Genomic DNA, 22,044 nt, shown 5'->3' with positions numbered 1-22,044 from the left:
ACATGAATTACGTTTCCGCAGAAAATCTATCAAAATCTTACGGTGTAAAAACACTTTTTAAAGACATCACTTTCCACATCAATGAAGGTGACAAAATTGCAATCGTCGCCAAAAATGGAAGTGGAAAATCAACTTTGTTGAAGATTTTGATGGGAAAGGAAATCGCAGATTCGGGAGCAGTTTCCGTTAACAAAGACATCCAGGTGGTTTTGTTCGACCAGGAAATTGATTTCGAAGGCGAATTGAATGTGGAGGAATTTATGATGACTTTGGACTCCGCACCGATTTTGGCTTTGAAAAATTATCATCACGCGCTTCATACCGAAAATGCGGACGATATGGAAAAAGCGTTGGCTGAAATGGAAATCCACAAAGCATGGGATTTGGAAAACGAGATGAAACAGATTCTTTCGCAATTGAAAATCACCGATTTGGAAGCGAAAATGAAAACGCTTTCTGGTGGACAAATCAAACGGGTTGCATTGGCGAAACTTCTTTTGGAAACCCGTGCAGAACATCGCCATACGCTCCTTATCATGGACGAACCGACGAATCACCTCGATGTGGATATGGTGGAATGGCTCGAAAATTATCTCTCAAAAGCGATGGTGACCTTGCTTCTAGTGACTCACGACCGGTATTTCCTGGACGCGGTTTGCGATACCATCTGGGAAATGGAGGATTTTAATCTTTATGTTCACAACGGAAGTTATGCGACTTATCTTGAAAACAGAATGATTCGAGAAGACAATTTGAATGCAACGATTGACAAAGCCAACAATCTTTACCGAAAAGAATTGGAGTGGATGCGGAGACAGCCGAAAGCAAGAACCACTAAATCAAAATCGCGAATTGACGCATTTTACGAAACCGAAAAGGTGGCGAAAACCGATACCAGAAAGCAAAAACTGGAACTGGATTTCGAGATGAAACGTTTAGGAAAAAAGATTCTCGAACTCAAAAATATCGATAAAAGTTTTGGAGATAAAGTTCTGCTGAAAGATTTTTCCTATCAATTTCAACGTGGTGAAAAAGTAGGAATCGTCGGAAAAAATGGAGCGGGAAAATCGACTCTACTCAATATCATTCAAGGTTTGGAACCTTATGACAAAGGCGAAATTGAAACTGGCGAAACCATCAAATTTGGATATTTCTCTCAAAAAGGTTTGACTTACAATGAAGACGAAAGAGTCATTGATTTCATCAAAGAAATTGGCGAGAATTTTCCTTTGGCGAATGGAAGAACCATTTCTGCATCGCAGTTTTTGAGGTTGTTTTTGTTTGATGACCAAACCCAATATTCGCCGATTTCAAAACTTTCGGGTGGAGAAAAACGTCGATTGCATTTGATGTATGTCCTCTATCAAAATCCAAACTTCCTGATTTTTGACGAACCTACAAATGATTTGGATTTACCGACATTGACGGTTTTGGAAAACTTCCTCTTAAATTTTCAAGGTTCTCTGATTATTGTTTCGCATGATCGGTATTTCATGGACCGGATTGTGGATCACGTTTTGGCGTTTGAAGGTGATGGGGAAATCAAGGATTTTACCGGGAATTTTTCGGAATACCGCGAATCTCTTCGGGACAGGTCGCGACCTGTGCAAAACTCCAGTGACAATTCAGGCACGGAAACCAATTCTGACCACGCAAGAATTGTCCGGGATTTAAAAGAAATTCCACCCACGGAGACCAAACGAAAACTCACCTTCAAAGAACAGCGCGAGTTAGAAACCATCGAAAAAGAAATGCCCAAACTGGAAAAAAGGAGGAATGAAATTCTGGATCAACTCAACAACGAGACCGATTACGAAAAGATTTCAGTTTTGTCGAAAGATTTGGAAACCGTTTCCGGAAAATTAGAGGAAATGGAAATGAGATGGCTGGAACTGCAGGAATAAATTTCACCTGATTTCAAAAATTCAATTATTTTTCTAGGCTAAAAATCGTCAAAATTTATGGATTCCCAACAAAAACTCGAACCCAAGTACGGTCTTTTTACGGCCATATCATTAGTAATCGGACAAGTCATCGGTTCCGGAATTTTCTTTAAGGTCGATGATGTACTTTTCGCTACCCAGGGAAATATTTTGGCGGGACTGCTTGGATTTATCATTGTGGGAGTGAGCGTGGTTTTTGCCGCGGTTTCCATGTCGAATTATGCGGAAATTCTTCCGAAAGACGGCGGAATCCTGAATTATGTGGAATACCGTTTTGGCAAAAGATCGGCCGCTTTTGTGGGTTGGATGTACCTGAGTCTGTTTTATCCGCTCCTCACAGCAGTCCTTTTCACGGTTTCTGGAATATATATATCGCATCTGATTGCGGAGTTTGTGGCGTTTGAACCAACATTCCTGCATTATTCGCTTATCGGGATTTTCAACCTGTGTCTGTTTCTGGGAATGAATATTTTCCGTCCGAAAAGCAGTGGCATTTTTCAACAGTTGACCACGGTGATCAAATTGATTCCATTGATTTTTATTGCGTCCTTGGGAATTCTCAGTCTTGCGAAAGGTGATGTGGAAGAAGCGAATACCTTTCGCCATGCTGCAAAAAGCGTAGGGGAAACCCAGAATTTTTGGTTGCTCGTTGCGGCGAGTTTCATCCCGATTTCATTTGCATTTGACGGATGGTATATTGCAACCCAACTTTCCGGCGAAATCAGAAATTCTTCAAAAAATCTCCCAAAAGCACTGATTATCGGTACTTCGGTGGTTTTACTCGTTTATGTGTTGTATTATTGCGGAGTCGTTTTGCGGATGAACAGCGCAGATATTTTGACGTTAAAAGATGTATATATCACAGAATTTTCCAGAAATATCGCAGAAAAAAGTGGTGCGGTCCTGATTCAGCTCTTTGTCATCATTTCAGTTTTGGGAACATCAAATGGATTACTTCTTGCTACAACCAGAGTTCCGTTTCAATTTTACAATCTGGAGAAATCCCGCAAGTTCCTCAATTTGGGGAAGGTGAATGAAAGGACCAATACCCCCGTCAATAGTGCGGTTCTGGCGTTTGTGATCATTTTAGGGTATATTGCTTTTTATTATTTCACGAATACCTGGGATTTCTTCACCCATATCAATTATGATCTTTCTGCAATTCCGATTGCTTTTATCTATATGGTGAATGGCGCTCTGTTCGTCGGTTTGCTGTCATTAATCAGGAAGAATATTTTTAAAGGAAATCGTTTCGTGAAGTATTTGATGGCGATCATTGCGATTCTGGGAGTGGTTTTGGTTTTGATCGGAACGGCAACTGCGCAAAACGGAATTTCCTATATTTTAATCAGCGGATTTTATGTTTTGGCGGGTTTTTTCTTTATCAAGCTTCGATCATGACAAAAATCATCGTTATTTTTCTGGTTCATTGTCAGTATTTTAAATCACCGTTTTAATTTTTATTTAGAATAGTTCAAAACAAATTTTGTAAAAACAAAGTTCTTGTTTAGATTTGTGCCGTTATTTTAATTGATTCTAAATAAAAGCTATGACGAAGAAGGTATTTTCTATGGGATTAATGGCGTGTGCAATCTGTGGTCAGGCGCAGATGATGCTTAAAGCTGAAAGTGATACATTGAGGATTCAGGAAATTGAAGACATCTACATGCACCGAACCGGAAATCCCAACCAAGCACGAGTTTCTTCCTCCAAATCCAATATTCCGTCAATTGAAATTCCACAACCTATTGCGGTAGTTGCGCATGAAATTATTGAGCAGCAGCAATCGAAACAGTTGAGCGACGTTATTAAGAACGTAAACGGAATCTATTTGACTTCCTCCAGAGGAGGTTCGCAGGACAGTTTTGGAGGACGTGGATTCACCTTCGGAAATGAAAACATGTTCAAAAATGGAGCGAAGGTCAACAGCGGAATTTTCCCCGAAGTCTCTTCTCTGGAACGCGTAGAGGTTTTGAAAGGAGCCAACGCGATGCTTTACGGAAACGTTGCTCCGGGCGGAATCATCAACTTGATCACCAAAAAACCGCGCTTTAATTTCGGTGGAAGTATTTCCTTGAATGGAGGAAGCTGGAATACTTACAAACCAACTGTCGATATTTTTGGGCCATTATCCAAAAAAGTGGCGTTCAGAGTTAATGGAACTTATGAGTATGCAGATAGTTTCAGGGATGTGGTGAATTCCCAAAAACAATATTTCAATCCTTCTTTTGCTTTTAATATCGGTGAAAATACGCAGATTATCGTGGAGGGAGATTACTTGAAACACCATTTCACGCCGGATTTCGGGATTGGTTCTTTATCCGATTTTAAAACAGGAATTTCTAATTTAGAAACTGGTTTAAAAAGAAATCAATTCTTAGGGACTGATTGGCAATATCAAACCAATCAAATGGCGACAACCGATGTAATTTTGAATCATCAGTTTAATGAAAATTGGGTGTTGAATTCAGTAATTGCCTACCAAAATTATACGAAAGATTACTTCTCCACCGAGAGAATTCAATGGTATTATAATTCCACGAAACAGCCGAACAGAAGTTGGTTGCGCCCATTGAACAGAACTTATAACGAACAAAATTATACTTCCGCACAATTTAATTTGAATGGTGAATTCAAAACCGGAAGTTTAAACCACAAAGTGTTGATTGGAGCCGATGGAGATTACGGAAACAGCGATGCTTACACTTTTTTCAATCCGGTAAACGGAAAAACTTATGGAACTTCTTACCTGTATGGAACCAACGGGAATTCAAATGGAATTGTATTGCTCGATGATCCATCAACCTGGGTTTCAGGAGCGATGCCGGATTCCGAAAAGAAAAACAGAAGCAGAATCATCACGCAAAGATTCGGGATTTATGCGCAAGATTTTGTGGAAATAACTCGCCAATTCAAAGTTTTGGCGGGCATCAGATATTCAAATCTGCAAAATAAAGACACGAACGTAAAAGATTTCGTGACGGGAACTGAAACGAATTCAGCGAAAACAGGAACTAAAGATTACGCATTTTCGCCGAAGGCGGGTTTGGTTTTCACGCCCACTGAAAATATGACGGTTTATGGAACTTATACCAATTCATTTGTTCCAAACTCAGGATTTACCATTAATGATGAACCTTTGAAACCATCGGTTGTTGACCAATTTGAACTGGGCTTAAAGAAAAACATGTGGAATAATACGATTGCAGTAAACTTGAGTGCTTACCAAATCGACAGCAGAAATAACTACGCCACCGCAAGATTCAAGGCAGATGGAACTCCAAATTCCGATTCTACGATTAAAGAATTTGCCGGAAAAGTGAGAAGCAGAGGGGTGGAATTGGACATTACCGGAAATCCTACACCGCAACTTTCACTGATTGGCGGAATTTCATACAACCATGCAATTTATCTGGAAACTCCTGCAGATTATGGGTATGTGGAAAATCAAAGAATCGCACGAACTCCTGCTGTTACAGCAAATGCGTCTGTTTTTTATAAATTCAACAAACAGCTCGATGGATTGATTTTGGGCGCAACCGCATTTTATACAGGCGACCGAAAAGCTGGTTGGAATGACACCAAAGATCAGTCGCAGGTTACAAGAATGATTGATGTGAAGGGTTTTACAACGGTTGATTTCTCGGTGGGATATGAATTCAAACACTTCCTGATTCAGGGAAAAATTGGAAACGCGTTTGATGTAGAAAATTTCAATGTTCACGAAAATTACTCCGTAAATCCGATTACCCCGAGAAACTATTATGTAACACTTACCTATAAACTTTAAACGGTGGTAGAAGAACGACTTTTGTTCGAGCTTCAAACTTCTGCAAACTCAAATTTGATTCATATCAGATCTAGTGGAAATCCCGGTTTCCACTTTTTACATAAAAAAACAAAAAAACAGAGAACTAATGGACAGAATTAAAAACACGAGATCTTTCATGAGGATCGTGCACCGCTATCTAGGCTATTTTATGGCGGGAATCATGGCAGTTTATGCAGTGAGCGGCGTTTTAATGATTTATCGCGATACCGATTTCCTGAAACAGGAAAAGAAATACGAGAAAATTTTTGAAAAAAATCTCACCGAAAAACAGCTCGGAAAAGAAATCAAGATGAAAGGATTCGAAGTGGAAAAAACCGAAAACGGAATTCTCTTTTTCAAAAATGGAACTTATAATTCCTCGACCGGTGAAGCGAAATACTCCAAAATGGAGCTTCCCTACGTTTTGGATAAAATGACCAAATTACACAAATCCCAGTCAAAAGACCGGCTTTCGCCTCTAAATGCTTTTTTCGGAATTTCACTCTTCTTTTTTGTAATCTCCAGTTTTTGGATGTTTAATCCGAAAACGAATGCATTTAAGCGTGGAATAATCTTTACAGGAATTGGTTTGGTGGTTTCTGTTATTTTGTTGCTGATTTGATTTTACGCTAAATCATTTAATTTCGCGATCATTTTTCCTGCTTCAGCATTCATTTTCGAGAAAGCGAACCATTTCTTTCCCAAGTCTTTCAGCGATGCACCAATGTGGAGAAGTTCAGCTTCGTCGATGAGTAAAAAGCGGTCGTGAGCATCGACAAAAGTTTCAATTTCAATCGGCTCGTATTGTGCGTTGTATTTTGCGAGGTCTTGCTTTAAGGTATTGTTGATTTGCTTGGTAAGGATTTTCACGGTTACTCCCTTTTTCCTTTTCGTAAAGAGATTGAGAACGCTTTCGTCAATATAATTATCAATAAGAATTATGGATTTATTCGCCAGCTTCACCAAATCTGCCACAAAAACATAAGCGTCGAAAATCTGTCCGTTGTAGAAAACGCCGCTTTCCGGTTTCAATTTCTTTTCATCAAGTGCCTTAAAAACCTGTTCGAATTTTTGGTCGTTTTCCAGTTGTTTCAATTCCATTTTGTCTAATCGTGAGAAAAGTGAGGCGTTATTCAACATCAGTTTTCTCATTTCGACAAATGTTTCTATGATTTGGATGCTTACTTTCACTGCAGTCTCGCTTCTCAAAACTGCAGAAAGCATTGCGACGCCTTGTTCGGTGAATACGAATGGGAGGTATTTTCTGTGTTGTCCGCGTCCAGTCTTTAAGGTGCCAAATTGGTACCTTAAAGATTCAAACTCGTCTTCAGAAATTTGAAAGCAAAAGTTTTCAGGAAATCTTTCGATATTTCTTTTGAAGGCACGGTTTAAAGTTTTCGTCTCCACCTGATACATTTCCGCCAAATCACTGTCGAGCATTACCTGTAAACCGTGGATGGTGAAGATTCTATTTTCAATGTGCTGTTTGGAAATTGGTTTTTCGGTACTCATGGTTTTGTGTTTTTAGCCGAATATCAAAGTTAACAATATTTTATTCATAATTTGAGGTGCCAAAATGGTACTTCAAGAATCTTGAGGTCACAATTTGTGATTTCAAAATAGGAGATATACTCGATTTTCTAAAGCAACTCTTAATTGCATCCCGCTCTCATAGCCCTGATTGCAGCGGTTACCCCGCAATCCCGAAATTTCAGGATGAGGAGTATGAGCGGAAAGCAGGTTCCCGGCTCCAAATTGTTCACTGTGTTCAGAATGACAAAAATTGATAAATTGCTACATTGATAGATTGTTACATTGAAAAATTTTGTACATTTGCACCCTTAAATAATTAATCGGGACGAGTTCCCACAAAATCAAACATTTATGTCAGTAAAAATTAGATTACAAAGACACGGAAAAAAAGGAAAACCTTTCTTCCACATCGTAGTTGCCGATGCAAGAGCAAAAAGAGACGGTAAATTCATCGAGAAATTGGGAACTTACAATCCAGTTGCAAATCCTGCAATTATCGAATTGAACGTAGATTCAGCGGTAAAATGGTTAAATTACGGTGCACAGCCAACCGACACAGCCAGAGCGATTCTTTCTTACAAAGGGGCACTTTACAAAAAACACCTTCAAGGTGGAGTAGCAAAAGGTGCTTTCGACCAAGCTGAAGCGGAGAAGAGATTCAACGCTTGGTTGGAAAACAAAGAAAAACAAGTTGAGGACAAAAAATCTTCATTGACTCAATCTAAAGCAGACGCTAAAAAAGCCGCTTTGGAAGCTGAAGCAAAAGTAAATCAAGCAAGATTGGATGCTGCTGCACAAGCTGAAGCTGACGCAAAAGCTGCAGAAGAAGCAAAATTGGCAGAAGAGAAAGCTGCGGAAGAAGCTGCAAACGCTCCAGTTGCTGAAGTTGCAGAAACTCCGGCAGAAGAAACCACGGAAGAAGTGGCAGCAGAAACTCCGGAAACTCCAGCTGCAGAAGCAGAAGGAACTGAGGACGCTCAAGCTTAATTCTTTAGAATCAAAAACATACACAGAGACGCCATTTTCGGCGTCTTTGTTATTTTGAAAGGGTTTATCTTTGCCGAAATTAATCCCAAATTGAAATTAACCGATCCTTCAAAGGTAATACTTGTCGGTTTAGACCGAAATTAACAATTGAAATAATGAAAAAAGAAGATTGCTATTTTTTAGGAAAAATCACCAGAAGGCACGGACTTCAGGGAAATGTTTTTCTGAAACTCGATACTGACCAACCGGAAATGTACAACAAACTAGACTCCGTATTCATTGAAATAAACGGTTTGCTGGTGCCGTTTTTCATTGCGAAACAATCCTGGAGCAAAAACGAAACACTCATCATTTCCTTTAAAAATGCCACCGAGCAATTGGTTGACCAAACCATAGGACGGGATGTTTACCTTCCGCTTTCTACATTGCCGAAACTCTCCGGGAACAGGTTTTATTATCACGAAGTGGTCGGTTTTGAGATTCGCGAGGAAGACGGCAAATCCTGTGGAACAATTGTTTCCGTAAACGACCAGACAGCGCAGCATTATTTCCTCCTCGATTTGGCAGGAAAGGAAATCATCATCCCCATAATCAAGGACTGGATTCTGGAAGTAAACCGTGATGAGAAATTCCTGAAAATGGCTTTGCCTGAAGGATTGATGGATGTTTTCCTGGTTCCTTCGAAGAAAGATGAATAGATCATAAGGATTTTGGGCGACTATTTCCGCGCTCCGTTCCCGCTTTTTTTGTTCCATTCCATTCCACAAAAAAGAGCTCCACTCAGCTCGGGTCGCAATTTTCGCTATGTTGACGGTATCTGCTGTTAATTAAGGTAAAAATTCCGTAATTTTGCAGCTATTGATTTTGAATAAATGAAAACGACCATTAAAGAATTACTTTCAGATTACAAAAAACTTTTACATCACGATATCACCGTTCAGGGCTGGGTTCGCGCATTCCGGTCGAACAGATTTATCGCACTGAATGACGGATCTACGATCAACAATTTGCAGATTGTGGTGGATTTTGAAAAATTTGAAGAGCGCATCATTAAAAATATTTCTACCGCAACTTCCTTAAAAATTATCGGAGAAGTGGTTGAAAGTCAGGGAAGTGGACAAAGCATTGAGATCATTGCTAAGAAAATTCAGATTCTTGGTGATAATTTCACTGAGGATAGGGACAAGACTATTCTTCAGCCCAAAAAACATTCCCTTGAAGTTCTTCGTGAGCAAGCACACCTGAGATTCAGAACCAATCTTTTCGGAGCGGTTTTCCGGGTAAGAAGCGCGGTGAGTTTTGCAATTCATCAGTTCTTTAACCGAAATCACTTCACCTATCTCAATACGCCGCTCATTACAGGTGCTGATGCGGAAGGAGCGGGCGAAATGTTTGGAGTTACCGCTTTCAACCTGAACGAAATTCCCAAAGATGAAAACGGCGCTGTCGATTTTTCGCAAGACTTTTTCGGCAAGAAAACCAATCTTACGGTTTCCGGCCAGCTCAATGCAGAAACCGCGATGATGGGACTGGGAAGAGTCTATACTTTCGGTCCGACTTTCCGTGCAGAAAACTCCAATACAACGCGTCACCTCGCTGAATTTTGGATGGTGGAACCGGAAGTGGCCTTCAGTAATTTAGAAGACAATATCGATTTGGCGGAAGATTTTCTGAAATACATTATCGGTTATGTTTTAGAGAATTGCAAGGATGATCTGGAATTTCTGGACAAAAGATTTGCCGAAGAACAGAAACAAAAACCAGAAAAAGACAGAGCTTCAGAAGGTCTGATTGAAAAGCTGGAAAACGTTATTAAAAAACGTTTCAAGAGAGTTTCCTACACCGAAGCAATTGATATCCTTAAAAATTCAAAAGAAAATAAGAAAGGAAAATTCCAGTTTCCGATTGAAGAGTGGGGAGCGGATTTGCAGTCTGAACATGAAAGGTATTTGGTAGAAAAACATTTTGAAAGTCCGGTGGTGCTTTTTGATTATCCGAAGGAAATTAAGGCATTCTACATGAAGTTGAACGAAGACGGGAAAACCGTTGCGGCAATGGATGTGCTTTTCCCGGGTATCGGTGAAATTATCGGTGGTTCACAACGGGAGGACAAATTGGATGTTCTGACGGAGAAAATGAAAGCGATGAATGTGGATGAACACGAACTTTGGTGGTATTTGGATACCCGCAAATTCGGTTCTGTTCCGCATTCCGGTTTCGGACTTGGTTTGGAGAGACTGATTCTTTTTGTAACAGGAATGACCAATATCCGTGATGTGATTCCTTTCCCAAGAACTCCGCACAACGCGGAATTCTAAAAAGAGTTTTTAAGAAACACCCATCAATAAAGTAAAAACTTTCAGGATTCCTGAAAGTTTTTTTGTTGAAAACTTTAACAGCAAAAATCGTGCAAATTTATATTCATTTAAAAATATTTCTTTAAATTCGTAGAGAAAAACTAAAAACCCAATTGAAAATGGAACTGCAATAGAACAATGCAGCGGATAGGATGATCAAGATTTTTGAGGACAAAGTTATTAATGACTGTAATGTAGCGGAATTGTATTAATTTGAAACAAAAAGAATTAATGAATCGGTAAAGAATAATCAAGAGATGCTTCCTAAAGATCATTTCTGTGAATTCAACCGATTGAGAAAACAAAGCGGGTCGCAGATTTCGACCAACTCGAAAAACTGAAATTTGCAAGACAGTTGCCGAAAGCATATGCAAAAAAAAGGTTGATTTGCCTGCAATGATGATTAAAAGTAAAATGGCTATGGAAACGACGATTGCAGTAATAGAAATTTTTACCAGGAAGGGGAAATTTTCAAGAAAGATGACTGAACTGATTGAAGTGGTTGACGAAAAGGAACAATAATCATTAATGAAGAAAGGCGGCGAAATCTTTCCTCATATTTTGGGGAAAACAGGAAAGCTTCCGAAACGGAAAACACGGTGGAGCTGAGCTTCGCAGTCTCGAAACTGAGACATACCATAAATATGAACAACGGATAAATAAATCATCCAATGCTGAAACAAAATCTACAATTAAAACTAGGGCAAAAACTAGCGCCTCAACAGATTCAACTCATGAAACTGATCCAGCTTCATACCCTGGAATTCGAGGAGGAACTGGAACGGGAACTGGAAGAAAATCCTGCACTTGAAAAAGTTCAGGAAAAGGAGAAAGAAGACGAACATTCATCACTGGCCGAAGGTTTTGAAGATGAGGGAACTGAAAGCATTGATACTGATTTCGATGTGGATGAATATATTTTTGATGACGAACCTGCCTATAAAACCTCTATAAGCAATTATTCTGCTGATGATGAAGAGTTCGATAACCAGTCGCTTTTAACGGAAGGACAATCGCTCTACGATTATCTTTTGGAGCAGATCCATTTGGCAAATATTGCCGAAGAAGATCTGAAAATCGCGGAATACATCATCGGAAACCTTGATAATGATGGCTACCTTCGTCGGGAAACAAAACAAATTGTAGATGATTTGGCATTTTCGCAGGGAATTTATACCACCAAGGAAAAAGTCGCTGATATTTTGGAAAACTATGTACAGAAGCTGGATCCGGCGGGAGTGGGAGCAAGAGACCTGCAGGAATGTCTCCTCCTTCAAATCGAGAAGAAAGTGAGTGCAGATAAAGCAGTAAACCTTGCCGCCAATATCCTGAAGAACCAGTTCGATGCACTCACCAACAAACATTACAACAAAATCATTCAGAAATATGACATTGAAGAAGAGGATTTGAAAGATGCATTGGGCGTAATTTCCAGACTATCACCGAGAGTGGGCGGAAACTTTGATACGCAAACCATTACCATCAACAATGAAATTATCCCGGATTTTTCCATTCAAATTAAAGACAATGGCAAAAAAGGAGTGGAAGTCATCCCAATGCTGAACAGCAAGAATGCACCAACTCTGCGTGTTTCTGATGAGTACAAAGATATTTTGACCACTTATTCCCATGACAAAAACTCACCGGAACATAAACAGGCGGCACTTTTTATCAAACAGAAACTAGATGCCGCAAAATGGTATATCGATGCGATCAACCAAAGGCAGAATACTTTGCTTCAAACGATTTCTGCAATCGTGAAAATCCAGAAACAATATTTCATCAGTGGTGACGAAAAGTCTTTGAAACCAATGATTTTAAAGGATGTGGCGGATATTACCGGATTTGATATTTCCACGATTTCCCGGGTGGTAAAGAGCAAATATGCCGATACACCAAACGGAATCGTTTATCTGAAGAACCTTTTTTCAGATTCACTTACTAATGACGATGGTGAAGAAGTTTCTACCAAAGAGATCAAAACCCACCTTCAGGAAATTATCGACAAAGAGAATAAGAGAAAGCCCTACACTGACGACGCTCTGGTTGGTTTGCTAAAAGAAAAAGGGTACAATATCGCAAGGCGAACGATTGCAAAGTACCGAGAGCAACTGAATATTCCGGTGGCAAGATTGAGGAAAGAACTTTAGAAATTATAAATCCGCTCTGCCTACACCAAGTGGGATACCTGAAGCAGGGAGGAGCAAACTGATTCAAAGAATTCTACAGAGAAATCATTCCTCTGCTTCCTCAATTTTCTTCAGTTCCGCCAGGTTTTTCCCCAGTCTCTTCAATATAATCCCATAAGCAATTCGGTAATAAAACCAAATCAAGACAACGGATAAAACCAGCGTAACCACAAATCCAATAATAAACCCGATCAAGGTGGGGTGGTTGAGGTGAATATTTTGACCCGATAAGGTAGCAAATGTGAACACCGCTAAAATTCCCAATACCAGAATAATCAAAAAGATATTCGCGAAAATAAAATAGTTCACCGTCTTTTTGAACTTAATGATTTGAAGGATGAGTTTTTTAAGGTTGGATTCTATATTGATTCGAACGTAGTTTTTATAAAACAGAACCACAAAAACTCCCGTAATCAACATGCTCACAATTTTCAGCACAAAATAGAGATGAGTAAAATCTTCTTCAAGTTTGGTGGTGTTTTGCACCCCTAGTTTTCTCAGGATGTTCAGGAAACTTTTGGTATCATCACCTAAAAAGGTGTAGTACACATTCATGCCGAAAATCACGATGAACTCCGCAATACTGATCCACAGAATATATTTCACATAATTCCGAGAAGATTTGTTCAGCATCTGCTCAATTTGTGTGCCGTCATATTTTGGCTTCACTTCCTGCTGCTGCCAAGTTTTCTTTAAATTATCTAAATCAAAATCAGGCATATTTTTCCATCAGTTCTTTTAGCGTTTTTTTCAATCGGTTCATTTTCACACGTGCGTTCACTTCGGTGATCCCTAGGTTTTCCGCGATGTCGCGGTATGGTAAATCATCCAGATACATGGTCACTATTGCGCGTTCCACGTTTGGAAGCATTTTGATCACTTTATACAAAGTGGAAATCTGCTGCTGTCTTTCTTCGTCGTCCTCCATGAAGGTCTTGTAGTGGAAATCCTGCAGTTCATCGGTTTGCGGCGATTTCGTTTTCTTTCGGAAAAGCGTAATGGCCGTGTTTAAGGCAACTCTGTACATCCAAGTCGATATTTTCGACTGTCCTTTGAATGTGTCGTAGGATCGCCACAGTTGTAACACGATTTCCTGGAAAAGGTCTTCTTCATCCTCGAGTGAATTGGTATAAAGCCGCGAAACCTTGATAATCAACCCTTGATTATCCTTGATTAATTTGGCAAACTCTTTCTCTTTCGTGTTCAAAACTTTTCCAAAAATTTTCGGGAACGAAGATAACTCTTTTTTCTCTCATGTTTCAAACCAGTCTGCGAACAGGTAGATTTCCCTTTACAGGCTATACCGGATCTAATTTATAGGAGACTAAAACTTTAAACCAAACTCCAAGCTCAAACAATTTGTTTTATATTTGTCAAATGATTCTACGCGGAGAAAATTTAATCAAGGAATACGGCCCAAAGAAAGTAGTGAAAGGTGTTTCAGTGGAGGTTTCGCAAGGTGAGATTGTGGGTTTACTCGGTCCGAATGGTGCCGGAAAAACCACTTCCTTCTATATGATTGTAGGTTTGGTGAAACCCACTTCGGGAAAAATTTTCCTTGATAATAAAGATATTACGTCGGATGCAATGTATCGTCGGGCGCAAAAAGGAATCGGCTATTTGGCGCAGGAAGCATCGGTTTTTCGGAAACTTTCCGTGGAAGACAATATTTTGGGAGTTCTGCAACTCACGAAACTTTCAAAGCGCGAACAACAAATGAAATGTGACGAACTGATTGAGGAATTTTCTCTTCAGCACGTCCGCAAAAATCGCGGTGACCTGCTTTCCGGCGGCGAAAGGCGAAGAACCGAGATTGCACGTTGTCTCGCAACGAGTCCTAACTTTATCTTGTTGGATGAGCCTTTCGCAGGAGTGGACCCGATTGCGGTGGAAGACATCCAGAAAATCGTGCGAAGTTTGGTGGATAAGAATATCGGAATCCTTATTACCGACCACAATGTGCAGCAAACCTTGGCCATTACGCACAAAACCTACATTATGTTTGAAGGCCGGATTTTGAAGGAAGGACTTCCCGCAGATTTGGCGGCCGATCCGCAGGTTCGTGAAGCATACCTCGGTGAAAACTTCGTTTATCAGGACATCCTGAACAAGCCTAAAAAGAAATCCTACGTATATAATATTTGGGCCGGAAATTTCGATTCCAAAAACCAGTTCCAGCATTTTGTGGACCAAAATTTTGCTGCTCTGGACAATCTCCGTTTGATTCACGGTTTCGAGGAAATTGGTTTTGCATCGCTTTCCAATTCCGAAATTGAGCATATTTTCAATGAGGTGGTGGAGAAAACCGCAAACAATTCCTTCCTTTTCCAGAAGAAGGAGATCATCTCCACCTATTCCCTGGAGCAAGCCGAATCAGAATCAAAATCTGCGAGCAGACCGGAATTGCATTATTTGACGAGTTATTTGTTTAACGCTTAGCGGATTATTTTCCGCCGAAAATTAAAGCTTGACTTTTTCTGACAATATACATTCAAAGGTGAAAAAGTGATGATTTTCTGCTGCTAATTCTTGCGGACTTTATGCGGTGTTCTTTTGATGCAAAGAGAGATTCTCCAAATCAGCTGAGATATAGGATGGCAAATGAGGTGTCCCAAAATATAAGATGCTATATTTAAAATTCTCCTTATTTTTGAGCAAAATTTATCCCTCTAATGAAAAGAACGCTCATCACACTTTCCTTATTGTTTTTGATGCTTTCCTGCAGCAAAATAGAAGAAACCGTAAACACCACCGTGGAATCTGCCACGCAAAAAGCACAGGATAAGGCGAAAGAAACCATTCAGAAAACAGTGAACGAACAACTGAGCAAAGTAGTCAATGCGGAAACCGTGAAATTTGAAACTGTTTTTCCCCATTCCAATGGTTTGTTACTGGAAAATGAAGTGGGGAAAAAGGTCGCATTTCCTAATGGAGCACCCTTTTTTATCTTTAAATACAAAACCGCCGAAAAGGATTTACTGCTGAAGACTTTGGTGGAACAGGCAACTTCTGACGAAGCGCGGTCTAAAAAAGATTTTGAAAAAATAGATGGCACCAACATTGTGGAAAAATTGACTTTCTTCGAGAGATTTCTACCCGAAAACACGATTGACATGAGTTTTCTGGATGACCTTAAAAACGATGAAACCATTGAATACTACAAAATCAAACGTTTTCCCAATGCAAGTACGGTGATTTATAATCCTAAGAACGGAATGGTTTACCAATTTGTGGAAGTAAAGAAATAGTTGGAGAAGATGGAAAAGAGAGCATCGACAGATTTTTTTCATCTTTTGTGAACTTTTCCAATTCAACCAACATCATCGTAAATTCCAAAACTTTTGTGCCTTAAATTTTTCCGCACACGAAAGTCAAGATTAACTGGTTTCAAAAAACTCATAAATGTCGCCACTCATCCAAAACACAATCAGATTCGTCAAAGAAAAGCTACACGGAGCAGAAGCCGGTCATGACTGGTTCCACATCGAACGTGTTTGGAAACTTTCAAAAAAAATTGGGGAAACAGAGCATTGTGATTGGGAAGTGGTGGAACTCTCCGCATTGCTGCACGATATCGCAGATCCCAAATTTCATCATGGCGACGAAGATCTGGCCTTAAAAATATCCTGCGATTTCCTCGCAAGTGAAAATGTATCTACCGAAATCATCGAACAGGTTTTATTCATCATCAAAAATATTTCCTTTAAAAACAGGGGAGAAGTTTCCAGCGATTTACCGACCGAATTAAAAATCGTGCAGGATGCAGACCGTTTAGATGCGATCGGCGCGATCGGGATTGCACGAACTTTCAATTTTGGGGGTTTTAAGAATAATTTGATCTACCATCCTGAAATTCCACCAAAACTCAACATAACTAAGGAAGAGTACAAAAAAAATCAGGGAACGACCATCAATCATTTTTATGAAAAACTTTTATTGTTAAAGGATTTAATGAATACCCAAAAAGGAAGAGAACTTGCCGAAGAAAGGCATGATTTTATGCTTAAATTTTTGGAGGAGTTTTATAAGGAGTGGAATGTGGAATGACTTTTCTGTGAATTTCCGAAGTAAGAATCTCTACCAATGCACCAATTGCAACTTGCATCAGTTGCAGCAAAGGTCCACACCATTTTAAAACAGAATTTTCTATCTTTACACCATGTTCTATCTGTTTTTTCTGATTTTTATTTTACTGGGTTTGGCGATATTTTTTTCTGTTTTCAAGGCGGGAAATTTTGGAATATTCGCCAAAATTTTCAGAATTGCAGTGGTGGTGATTTCGGTTGCAGTCTTTGCCATATATTTCGTTTCCAGGAGTTTGGACTCTTTTCTGGAAGATTCCATGCCACTGAATGTGGTGAACAAATTGCCGATTCCACTGGACTTTTATGTGATCAAGCAAAATGACAGCGTCAAAACAAATGAAAAATTTGTGACCATTCATCTGGGAAATATCCGGAGCAATTTTTACCGTACTGAACATCTGGATATGAAAAATGCTGACCAATACTGGATTGCCGGATTTATGGGGAAGAAAAATTTGGTTTATTTTTCCCAACACAGCGTTCCGGATGACAAAACGGGTCAGACTTTGGAAGTAAGAAACTACCTCAATCAGAGCGTGAAATTGTCTGAAATCGCCAAGAGTCAGATTTCCGAAGCACAGCTGGAAGCGGGCAAGACTTCAGTTTGGATCACCATGGATCTACTTTTGATCTTCCTGAATTTGGGACTTCTCTTTAGGAAAAAATAAATGAAAATCCCGAAAATAATCCGGGATTTGTTCATTCAGCGAAAAAATTTAAATGGTCTTTATTTTTTCTTTTCTTTTAAGGCTTCTTTGTCTTTATCACTTGGGTTCCACACTTTTACTTCGGAATCTTTGGTGAGTCCGGAGAGAATCTGAACATTGATTCCGTCACTCGCACCGAGTTTCACATAGACCTTTTTAAAGGAGCCGTCTCCTTGCTTCACTTCCACGAAAGGAACATCTTTTCCGTTTACTTTTTCATATTGAATCAGGGATTCGTCCAGAAGCATCGCATTTTTCTGTGAACTTAAGATGATTTCGCCATTTGCGGAAAATCCGGCACGGATGTATTCATCAGTTTTGTTGAATACATCGCCTTCAATTGGGAATTTTATGGTGCCGCTTTCTTCTTTGCCTTTTGGCGCGATCATGGTCACGCGACCCGGAAAAGTTTTATTTTGCAATGCACCGATGATCATGTTCATGTTCATTCCTTCCTTCAGTTTTCCCGCTTGCGCCTCGTCTATCGTTCCCTGGAAAATAAGGGAATTCAGATCTGCAATGGAGCAAATGGTGGTTCCAGAGTTGAAGGAGTTTGCTTCTATGACCTGACTTCCCACTTTGACGGGAACATCCAAAACGGTTCCGTTTGCTTTCGAACGAATTTGTGTGGTGGCCAAATTTGCGAGTTCTGGAGTTGCGCCGGTTCTTGCGATTTGCAGATTTTTTTGCGCTGTTCTCAGTTGCTGTTCGGCATTTCGCAGGATTTGTTGTGATGAATTCAGTTGCTGCTGTGCGGAAAGAAATTCCTGTCTGGAGATTACCCCCTGGTTAAAAAGTCTTTGCTGCATGGCGAACTGCTTCTGCTGGTTGTCCACACCGATTTTTGCATTGCTGATCTGCAAAGTGGCATTTTGGATTTCTTGCTGTGCAGCGTTCACATTTTGAACACTTGGAACAATCCGGAGAGTGGCCACCAATTGCCCCACAGAAACGTGATCACCCTCTTTTACCAAGACTTTGTCAATGATTCCAGACATGTTTGGTTTGATTTCAATTTCTTCGCGGGGAACGATTTTTCCTGTAGCCATCACTTTATCGTCCATGTTTTTGATTTCCGGTTTTTTGGTCAGGAAAGCATCTGATTTCTTGGAATTTGACGAAATCAAATAGCTGATTCCCGAAATTAAACCAAGCGCAAAAATCAATCCGAGAAAGATGTAAAGTGCTTTTTTCCAGGTGAATTTCTTTTTCATAAATCTATCTTTTGTTTGAGGTTTAAAGTTTAAAGTTTGAAGTTTTGGTTCAAGTTGCTGTGTGGGAAAATTTCACTAGCGAAGCTCAATTCACAGTGCAGCGATTTGCTCTGAGACATCACTCAGAACGCAGCGCCTCGATCGGTCTGATTTTTACCGCTCTTTGCGCCGGAATCATTCCGATGACCAAACCTAAAACCACCATGATCGCCATTGCTCCGAAAACCTGTCCATAATCCACTGTGGGATTGTAGAATGGGAATTTGTCTTGATCTTTCGTCAAAAAGTTGATGAACATTAACAATAATATCCCAAAAATAAATCCTAAAATTCCCGAAGTCAGCGTGATGACAACGCTTTCCAGCAAAATTTGGTTTCTCACTTCAGACGGTTTTGCGCCTAATGCGCGTCGGATTCCAATTTCTTTGGTTCTTTCTTTTACGGTGATCAAAAGGATGTTTGAAATCGCGATGACTCCTGCCAAAATGGTCAAAGTTCCCACGATGATGGTCAAAAGTTGCATCCCGGTGAGAAAGCCGGTGAGTTTTTTGAATTCCTTACCAAGGTTGAAACTTCCATAAGCATTGGTGTCATCCGGCGAAATCCGGTATTTTTCTTTGAGCGTGGATTTTGCTTCATTTTCCACAATATTCAAATCCGCATCTGGTTTACTCACGATGGCGAAGAATCCAACTTTATCACCGTCATTGTACATTTTGGTATATGTTGAAAGCGGGATGAAAACCGTTTTGTCATTGTTCATTCCACCTCCACGGGGAACTTTGAAAACGCCGATTACATTGAAAAAAATCCCTTTGATGTTAAATGATTTTCCGATTGGGTTTTCATTGAGTTTGGCGTTAAAAAAGTTTTTATAAACCTCTTCGCCAATTACTGCAACATTTTTGTTTCCGCTGATGTCTGCATCATTCAAATATCTTCCATAAATCAGTTTTTTTTCGGAAATCTTATTGCCAATAGGATAATCCCCGGTCAAACTGTAAGAAGCGGTTTTTCCGTTTCTGGTCATTTGTTCGGGTGGACTTCCGAAATTCCCTCTTGAATTTTGTGGTGAAATATAGTCGATCTCCGGAACTTTCTTTTTCAATAAATCAATATCTGAAAGTCTTATCTCCGTCTTTCTGCCTTTCGGGAAACCGTCATAAGGAATTGAAGTATTTTGCGCCCACATAAAAATCGAATTCGTGGCAAAACCTGAAAACAGTTTATCAAACCCGTTTTCCATTCCTTTCGCCGCACCGAGCAAACTCACAAACAGGAACATTCCCCAACCTACACCAATCATGGTGAGGAAAGTGCGGAGTTTATTATTCCGTAAAGAATGATAAATTTCCTGCCAGGTGTCTATTTTAAAGATGATGTTCACGTTTTATCCAGTTTGAAGTTTAAGGTTTGAAGTTTAAAACTTAAATTTATTATTTGATTACTCAGCTCGCAGCGCCTCAATAGGTTTAATTTTGCTTGCTCTATAAGCAGGAACAAATCCCGCAATCAGTCCAGAAATTACCAAACTAAAGAATGCCGCGATAATCAGCCCCCATCCAACACTAGGATTTTTGATGAAATAAGGCTCTAAACGGTCGCCGATTAAGGAAAGACTCAAAACGCCTAATCCAACACCGATTAACCCAGAAATTACGGTAATGACGATACTTTCCTGCATGATCAGAGCGACGATGCTTTTGGGTTTTGCGCCAATTGCTTTTCGGACTCCTATTTCCTGTGTCCTTTCTTTCACAATGTAAACCATAATGTTACTGATGCCGATAATACCGGCCAAAAGAGTTCCCAATCCGATAAAGCCCACGATCATCGTGATGACGAAGAGAAAAAGGAACGAGTCTTTAAGTCCTTCGGCGCGGTTGTTTACATAAACTGCATTTTCGTCGTCTGGCGAGACTTTTTTACGGGCCTTGATTTCCTTTTTCAGTTGGTCGCCATATTTGATGGCGTCTTCCGGTTTCAGGTTCTCAGCATAGGCAATAAAAACAGTACTCACGGTATCCGAACTTTTTTTCATTTGCTGCAAGGTGGAAATCGGCACACTGATCATTCGCTCATCCCAATCACCGCCGTCATCAGAGAATACTCCAATCACTTTGAATATGCTGCCATTAATATCCAGATCTTTACCTACAGGATCGCCATTCTTAATCAAATCCCTTTGAACCATCCTTCCGATTACGGCCACATTTTGCTTCCGTTCAATGTCTCCCGGCGAAATAAACCGGCCGTTCAGCAGTTTTCTGTTTTCGATGATTACTTCATCCTGATTGGCTCCGCTGATTTGATAAGTTCCGCTTTCTTTGCCGTATTTCACCATCAGATTGGTGGAGTATCTTGGTGTGGAAAACTGAACTTTTTTCGGGTCAGAATTGATGATGGCGTCGTAATCTTTATTGTTCAGGATGACTTGTCGGTCCGACTGTAAACCGCCGTAAGCGATCGTGGTTTTTCCGGTTGAAATACTGATCAGGTTCTGGGCATCTCTTGTAAATCCTTCCTGAAAGGCATTTTGCAATCCGTTTCCAATTCCAAAAAGCACGATGAAAATATAAAGACCCAATGCCACAGTGAAGCCCGAAAGTATTGTCCGCAATACGTTACTGCGGATGGAACTGAATATTTCTTGCCAACGGTCTAGGTCAAACATTTTAAAACGAAAGTTGATGATTGATTTCTAATATTTTGTTAATTTCTTCGAGTGAATTCGCTTCGTCGAATCTGCGATTTCGCTTTGCTGTGAATTTCTTCGAGTGAATTTTTATTTACTGTTCATTAAATTACTCCATAAAATGAAGGTTTTTTTATTTTCTTTCCAAGTTCTTCTAAATTTTCAATCGCTACAAAACTTTCTTCACCGATGATGTCACAACAAGAATCTATTTCGATGACTGAACCTCTTGCCATTTCATCGTATCGATTCCTTTCAGTTTGTGATTTACGGGACGAACCTTCAGAAATGTTCAAAACAACGGAAGTCGATGCTCTTCTCATTTGTTCAATCAGGTTAAATCCGTCCGAATCTGGAATTTGTCTCATTACGTTATAGGTATCAATACGTAATTCTCATGCTGTCTTGTAAATATCTAGATTGTAATGGTTTAAATTCAAAAACATACGATAAAATTTTATGGCTATTAAAAATTCACTCTTTAGAAATTGACTTCCGTAGGAATATTCACAGCGCAGTCAAT

Annotated in this window: 18 protein-coding genes and 1 pseudogene; 12 read left to right on the top strand and 7 right to left on the bottom strand. The window is 39.8% G+C overall.

Going from position 1 to position 22,044, the window contains the following annotated elements:
* The first annotated feature begins 2 nt into the window (after positions 1-2).
* From L0951_RS01410 to L0951_RS01395, 4 genes are all read left to right on the top strand, one after another.
* The gene (locus L0951_RS01410) at positions 3-1,904 is read left to right on the top strand and encodes an ABC-F family ATP-binding cassette domain-containing protein (protein WP_234108949.1); all 1,902 of its coding nucleotides are present in this window, start codon (positions 3-5) and stop codon (positions 1,902-1,904) included.
* Between the two features lie 57 nt (positions 1,905-1,961).
* Positions 1,962-3,344: an APC family permease gene (locus L0951_RS01405; RefSeq protein WP_234108948.1), complete on the top strand. Its 1,383-nt coding sequence runs from the start codon at positions 1,962-1,964 to the stop codon at positions 3,342-3,344.
* 148 nt (positions 3,345-3,492) lie between these two features.
* A complete protein-coding gene (locus tag L0951_RS01400; protein WP_234108947.1) occupies positions 3,493-5,733 on the top strand; it encodes a TonB-dependent siderophore receptor in 2,241 nt (746 codons plus the stop codon).
* Positions 5,734-5,860: 127 nt separating this feature from the next.
* Positions 5,861-6,376: a hypothetical protein gene (locus L0951_RS01395; RefSeq protein WP_234108940.1), complete on the top strand. Its 516-nt coding sequence runs from the start codon at positions 5,861-5,863 to the stop codon at positions 6,374-6,376.
* A gap of 2 nt (positions 6,377-6,378) precedes the next feature.
* Here the strand turns inward: L0951_RS01395 and L0951_RS01390 are convergent, their stop codons facing one another.
* Positions 6,379-7,266 carry an ORF6N domain-containing protein gene (locus L0951_RS01390; RefSeq protein WP_234108938.1) on the bottom strand — a complete coding sequence of 296 codons (888 nt, stop codon included), beginning with the start codon at positions 7,264-7,266 and terminating at the stop codon, positions 6,379-6,381.
* A 372-nt stretch (positions 7,267-7,638) separates the two neighbouring features.
* On the opposite strand from L0951_RS01390, the gene L0951_RS01385 reads away from it, so the two are divergent.
* From L0951_RS01385 to rpoN, 4 genes are all read left to right on the top strand, one after another.
* The gene (locus tag L0951_RS01385) at positions 7,639-8,274 is read left to right on the top strand and encodes a 30S ribosomal protein S16 (protein WP_234108936.1); all 636 of its coding nucleotides are present in this window, start codon (positions 7,639-7,641) and stop codon (positions 8,272-8,274) included.
* 155 nt (positions 8,275-8,429) lie between these two features.
* Complete coding sequence (gene rimM, locus L0951_RS01380; RefSeq protein WP_234108934.1) at positions 8,430-8,972, top strand: ribosome maturation factor RimM; 543 nt, start codon at positions 8,430-8,432, stop codon at positions 8,970-8,972.
* A gap of 174 nt (positions 8,973-9,146) precedes the next feature.
* Positions 9,147-10,592, top strand: coding sequence for an asparagine--tRNA ligase (asnS, locus tag L0951_RS01375; RefSeq protein ID WP_234108931.1), 1,446 nt, complete (start codon positions 9,147-9,149; stop codon positions 10,590-10,592).
* Positions 10,593-11,302: 710 nt separating this feature from the next.
* Positions 11,303-12,781, top strand: coding sequence for an RNA polymerase factor sigma-54 (rpoN, locus tag L0951_RS01370; protein WP_234108930.1), 1,479 nt, complete (start codon positions 11,303-11,305; stop codon positions 12,779-12,781).
* An 84-nt stretch (positions 12,782-12,865) separates the two neighbouring features.
* Here the strand turns inward: rpoN and L0951_RS01365 are convergent, their stop codons facing one another.
* Together L0951_RS01365 and L0951_RS01360 are read right to left on the bottom strand one after the other, a co-directional pair.
* On the bottom strand, positions 12,866-13,540 hold the full coding sequence (locus L0951_RS01365) for a beta-carotene 15,15'-monooxygenase (protein WP_234108928.1): 675 nt from the start codon (positions 13,538-13,540) through the stop codon (positions 12,866-12,868).
* Positions 13,533-14,027, bottom strand: a complete 495-nt coding sequence (locus tag L0951_RS01360) for an RNA polymerase sigma factor (protein WP_234108926.1) — start codon at positions 14,025-14,027, stop codon at positions 13,533-13,535. Before L0951_RS01360 ends, L0951_RS01365 begins: the two co-directional genes overlap by 8 nt.
* Positions 14,028-14,197: 170 nt before the next feature.
* Here L0951_RS01360 and lptB point away from each other — a divergent pair.
* The 4 genes and pseudogenes from lptB to L0951_RS01340 all read left to right on the top strand — a co-directional run.
* Positions 14,198-14,923 (top strand): annotated as a pseudogene (gene lptB, locus L0951_RS01355) (LPS export ABC transporter ATP-binding protein); the annotation flags it as partial.
* A gap of 569 nt (positions 14,924-15,492) precedes the next feature.
* Positions 15,493-16,068 (top strand): hypothetical protein, encoded by a 576-nt coding sequence (locus tag L0951_RS01350; RefSeq protein WP_234108922.1) that lies wholly within the window; start codon positions 15,493-15,495, stop codon positions 16,066-16,068.
* Between the two features lie 154 nt (positions 16,069-16,222).
* Positions 16,223-16,867 carry an HD domain-containing protein gene (locus L0951_RS01345; RefSeq protein ID WP_234108921.1) on the top strand — a complete coding sequence of 215 codons (645 nt, stop codon included), beginning with the start codon at positions 16,223-16,225 and terminating at the stop codon, positions 16,865-16,867.
* 112 nt (positions 16,868-16,979) lie between these two features.
* A complete protein-coding gene (locus L0951_RS01340; RefSeq protein WP_234108920.1) occupies positions 16,980-17,573 on the top strand; it encodes a hypothetical protein in 594 nt (197 codons plus the stop codon).
* 59 nt (positions 17,574-17,632) lie between these two features.
* Here L0951_RS01340 and L0951_RS01335 read toward each other — a convergent pair whose 3' ends face one another.
* The 4 genes from L0951_RS01335 to L0951_RS01320 form a co-directional block, all read right to left on the bottom strand.
* On the bottom strand, positions 17,633-18,826 hold the full coding sequence (locus L0951_RS01335) for an efflux RND transporter periplasmic adaptor subunit (protein WP_234108919.1): 1,194 nt from the start codon (positions 18,824-18,826) through the stop codon (positions 17,633-17,635).
* A 118-nt stretch (positions 18,827-18,944) separates the two neighbouring features.
* Entirely contained in the window at positions 18,945-20,213 is a 1,269-nt protein-coding gene (locus tag L0951_RS01330) for an ABC transporter permease (RefSeq protein WP_234108917.1), read from the bottom strand.
* Positions 20,214-20,270: 57 nt separating this feature from the next.
* Entirely contained in the window at positions 20,271-21,500 is a 1,230-nt protein-coding gene (locus L0951_RS01325; RefSeq protein WP_234108915.1) for an ABC transporter permease, read from the bottom strand.
* 125 nt (positions 21,501-21,625) lie between these two features.
* The gene (locus L0951_RS01320) at positions 21,626-21,889 is read right to left on the bottom strand and encodes a four helix bundle protein (RefSeq protein ID WP_234108913.1); all 264 of its coding nucleotides are present in this window, start codon (positions 21,887-21,889) and stop codon (positions 21,626-21,628) included.
* Positions 21,890-22,044: the final 155 nt, after the last annotated feature.

The sequence above is a fragment of the Chryseobacterium sp. R2A-55 genome (assembly GCF_021401085.1).
Taxonomy (GTDB): Bacteria; Bacteroidota; Bacteroidia; order Flavobacteriales; family Weeksellaceae; genus Kaistella.
Note: the sequence above shows the minus strand (reverse complement) of the source record. Positions and strands in the feature narration are given on the sequence as shown.

Bases quoted from the DNA above. Each gene is read 5' to 3' on its own strand.
- L0951_RS01390 (WP_234108938.1), bottom strand. From the start codon at position 7,266: ATGAGTACCGAAAAACCAATTTCCAAACAGCACATTGAAAATAGAATC.
- L0951_RS01340 (WP_234108920.1), top strand. From the start codon at position 16,980: ATGTTCTATCTGTTTTTTCTGATTTTTATTTTACTGGGTTTGGCGATA.
- rimM (WP_234108934.1), top strand. From the start codon at position 8,430: ATGAAAAAAGAAGATTGCTATTTTTTAGGAAAAATCACCAGAAGGCAC.
- L0951_RS01350 (WP_234108922.1), top strand. From the start codon at position 15,493: ATGAAAAGAACGCTCATCACACTTTCCTTATTGTTTTTGATGCTTTCC.
- L0951_RS01335 (WP_234108919.1), bottom strand. From the start codon at position 18,826: ATGAAAAAGAAATTCACCTGGAAAAAAGCACTTTACATCTTTCTCGGA.
- L0951_RS01385 (WP_234108936.1), top strand. From the start codon at position 7,639: ATGTCAGTAAAAATTAGATTACAAAGACACGGAAAAAAAGGAAAACCT.
- rpoN (WP_234108930.1), top strand. From the start codon at position 11,303: ATGCTGAAACAAAATCTACAATTAAAACTAGGGCAAAAACTAGCGCCT.
- L0951_RS01410 (WP_234108949.1), top strand. From the start codon at position 3: ATGAATTACGTTTCCGCAGAAAATCTATCAAAATCTTACGGTGTAAAA.
- L0951_RS01325 (WP_234108915.1), bottom strand. From the start codon at position 21,500: ATGTTTGACCTAGACCGTTGGCAAGAAATATTCAGTTCCATCCGCAGT.
- L0951_RS01400 (WP_234108947.1), top strand. From the start codon at position 3,493: ATGACGAAGAAGGTATTTTCTATGGGATTAATGGCGTGTGCAATCTGT.
- asnS (WP_234108931.1), top strand. From the start codon at position 9,147: ATGAAAACGACCATTAAAGAATTACTTTCAGATTACAAAAAACTTTTA.
- L0951_RS01345 (WP_234108921.1), top strand. From the start codon at position 16,223: ATGTCGCCACTCATCCAAAACACAATCAGATTCGTCAAAGAAAAGCTA.
- L0951_RS01320 (WP_234108913.1), bottom strand. From the start codon at position 21,889: ATGAGACAAATTCCAGATTCGGACGGATTTAACCTGATTGAACAAATG.
- L0951_RS01365 (WP_234108928.1), bottom strand. From the start codon at position 13,540: ATGCCTGATTTTGATTTAGATAATTTAAAGAAAACTTGGCAGCAGCAG.
- L0951_RS01405 (WP_234108948.1), top strand. From the start codon at position 1,962: ATGGATTCCCAACAAAAACTCGAACCCAAGTACGGTCTTTTTACGGCC.
- L0951_RS01395 (WP_234108940.1), top strand. From the start codon at position 5,861: ATGGACAGAATTAAAAACACGAGATCTTTCATGAGGATCGTGCACCGC.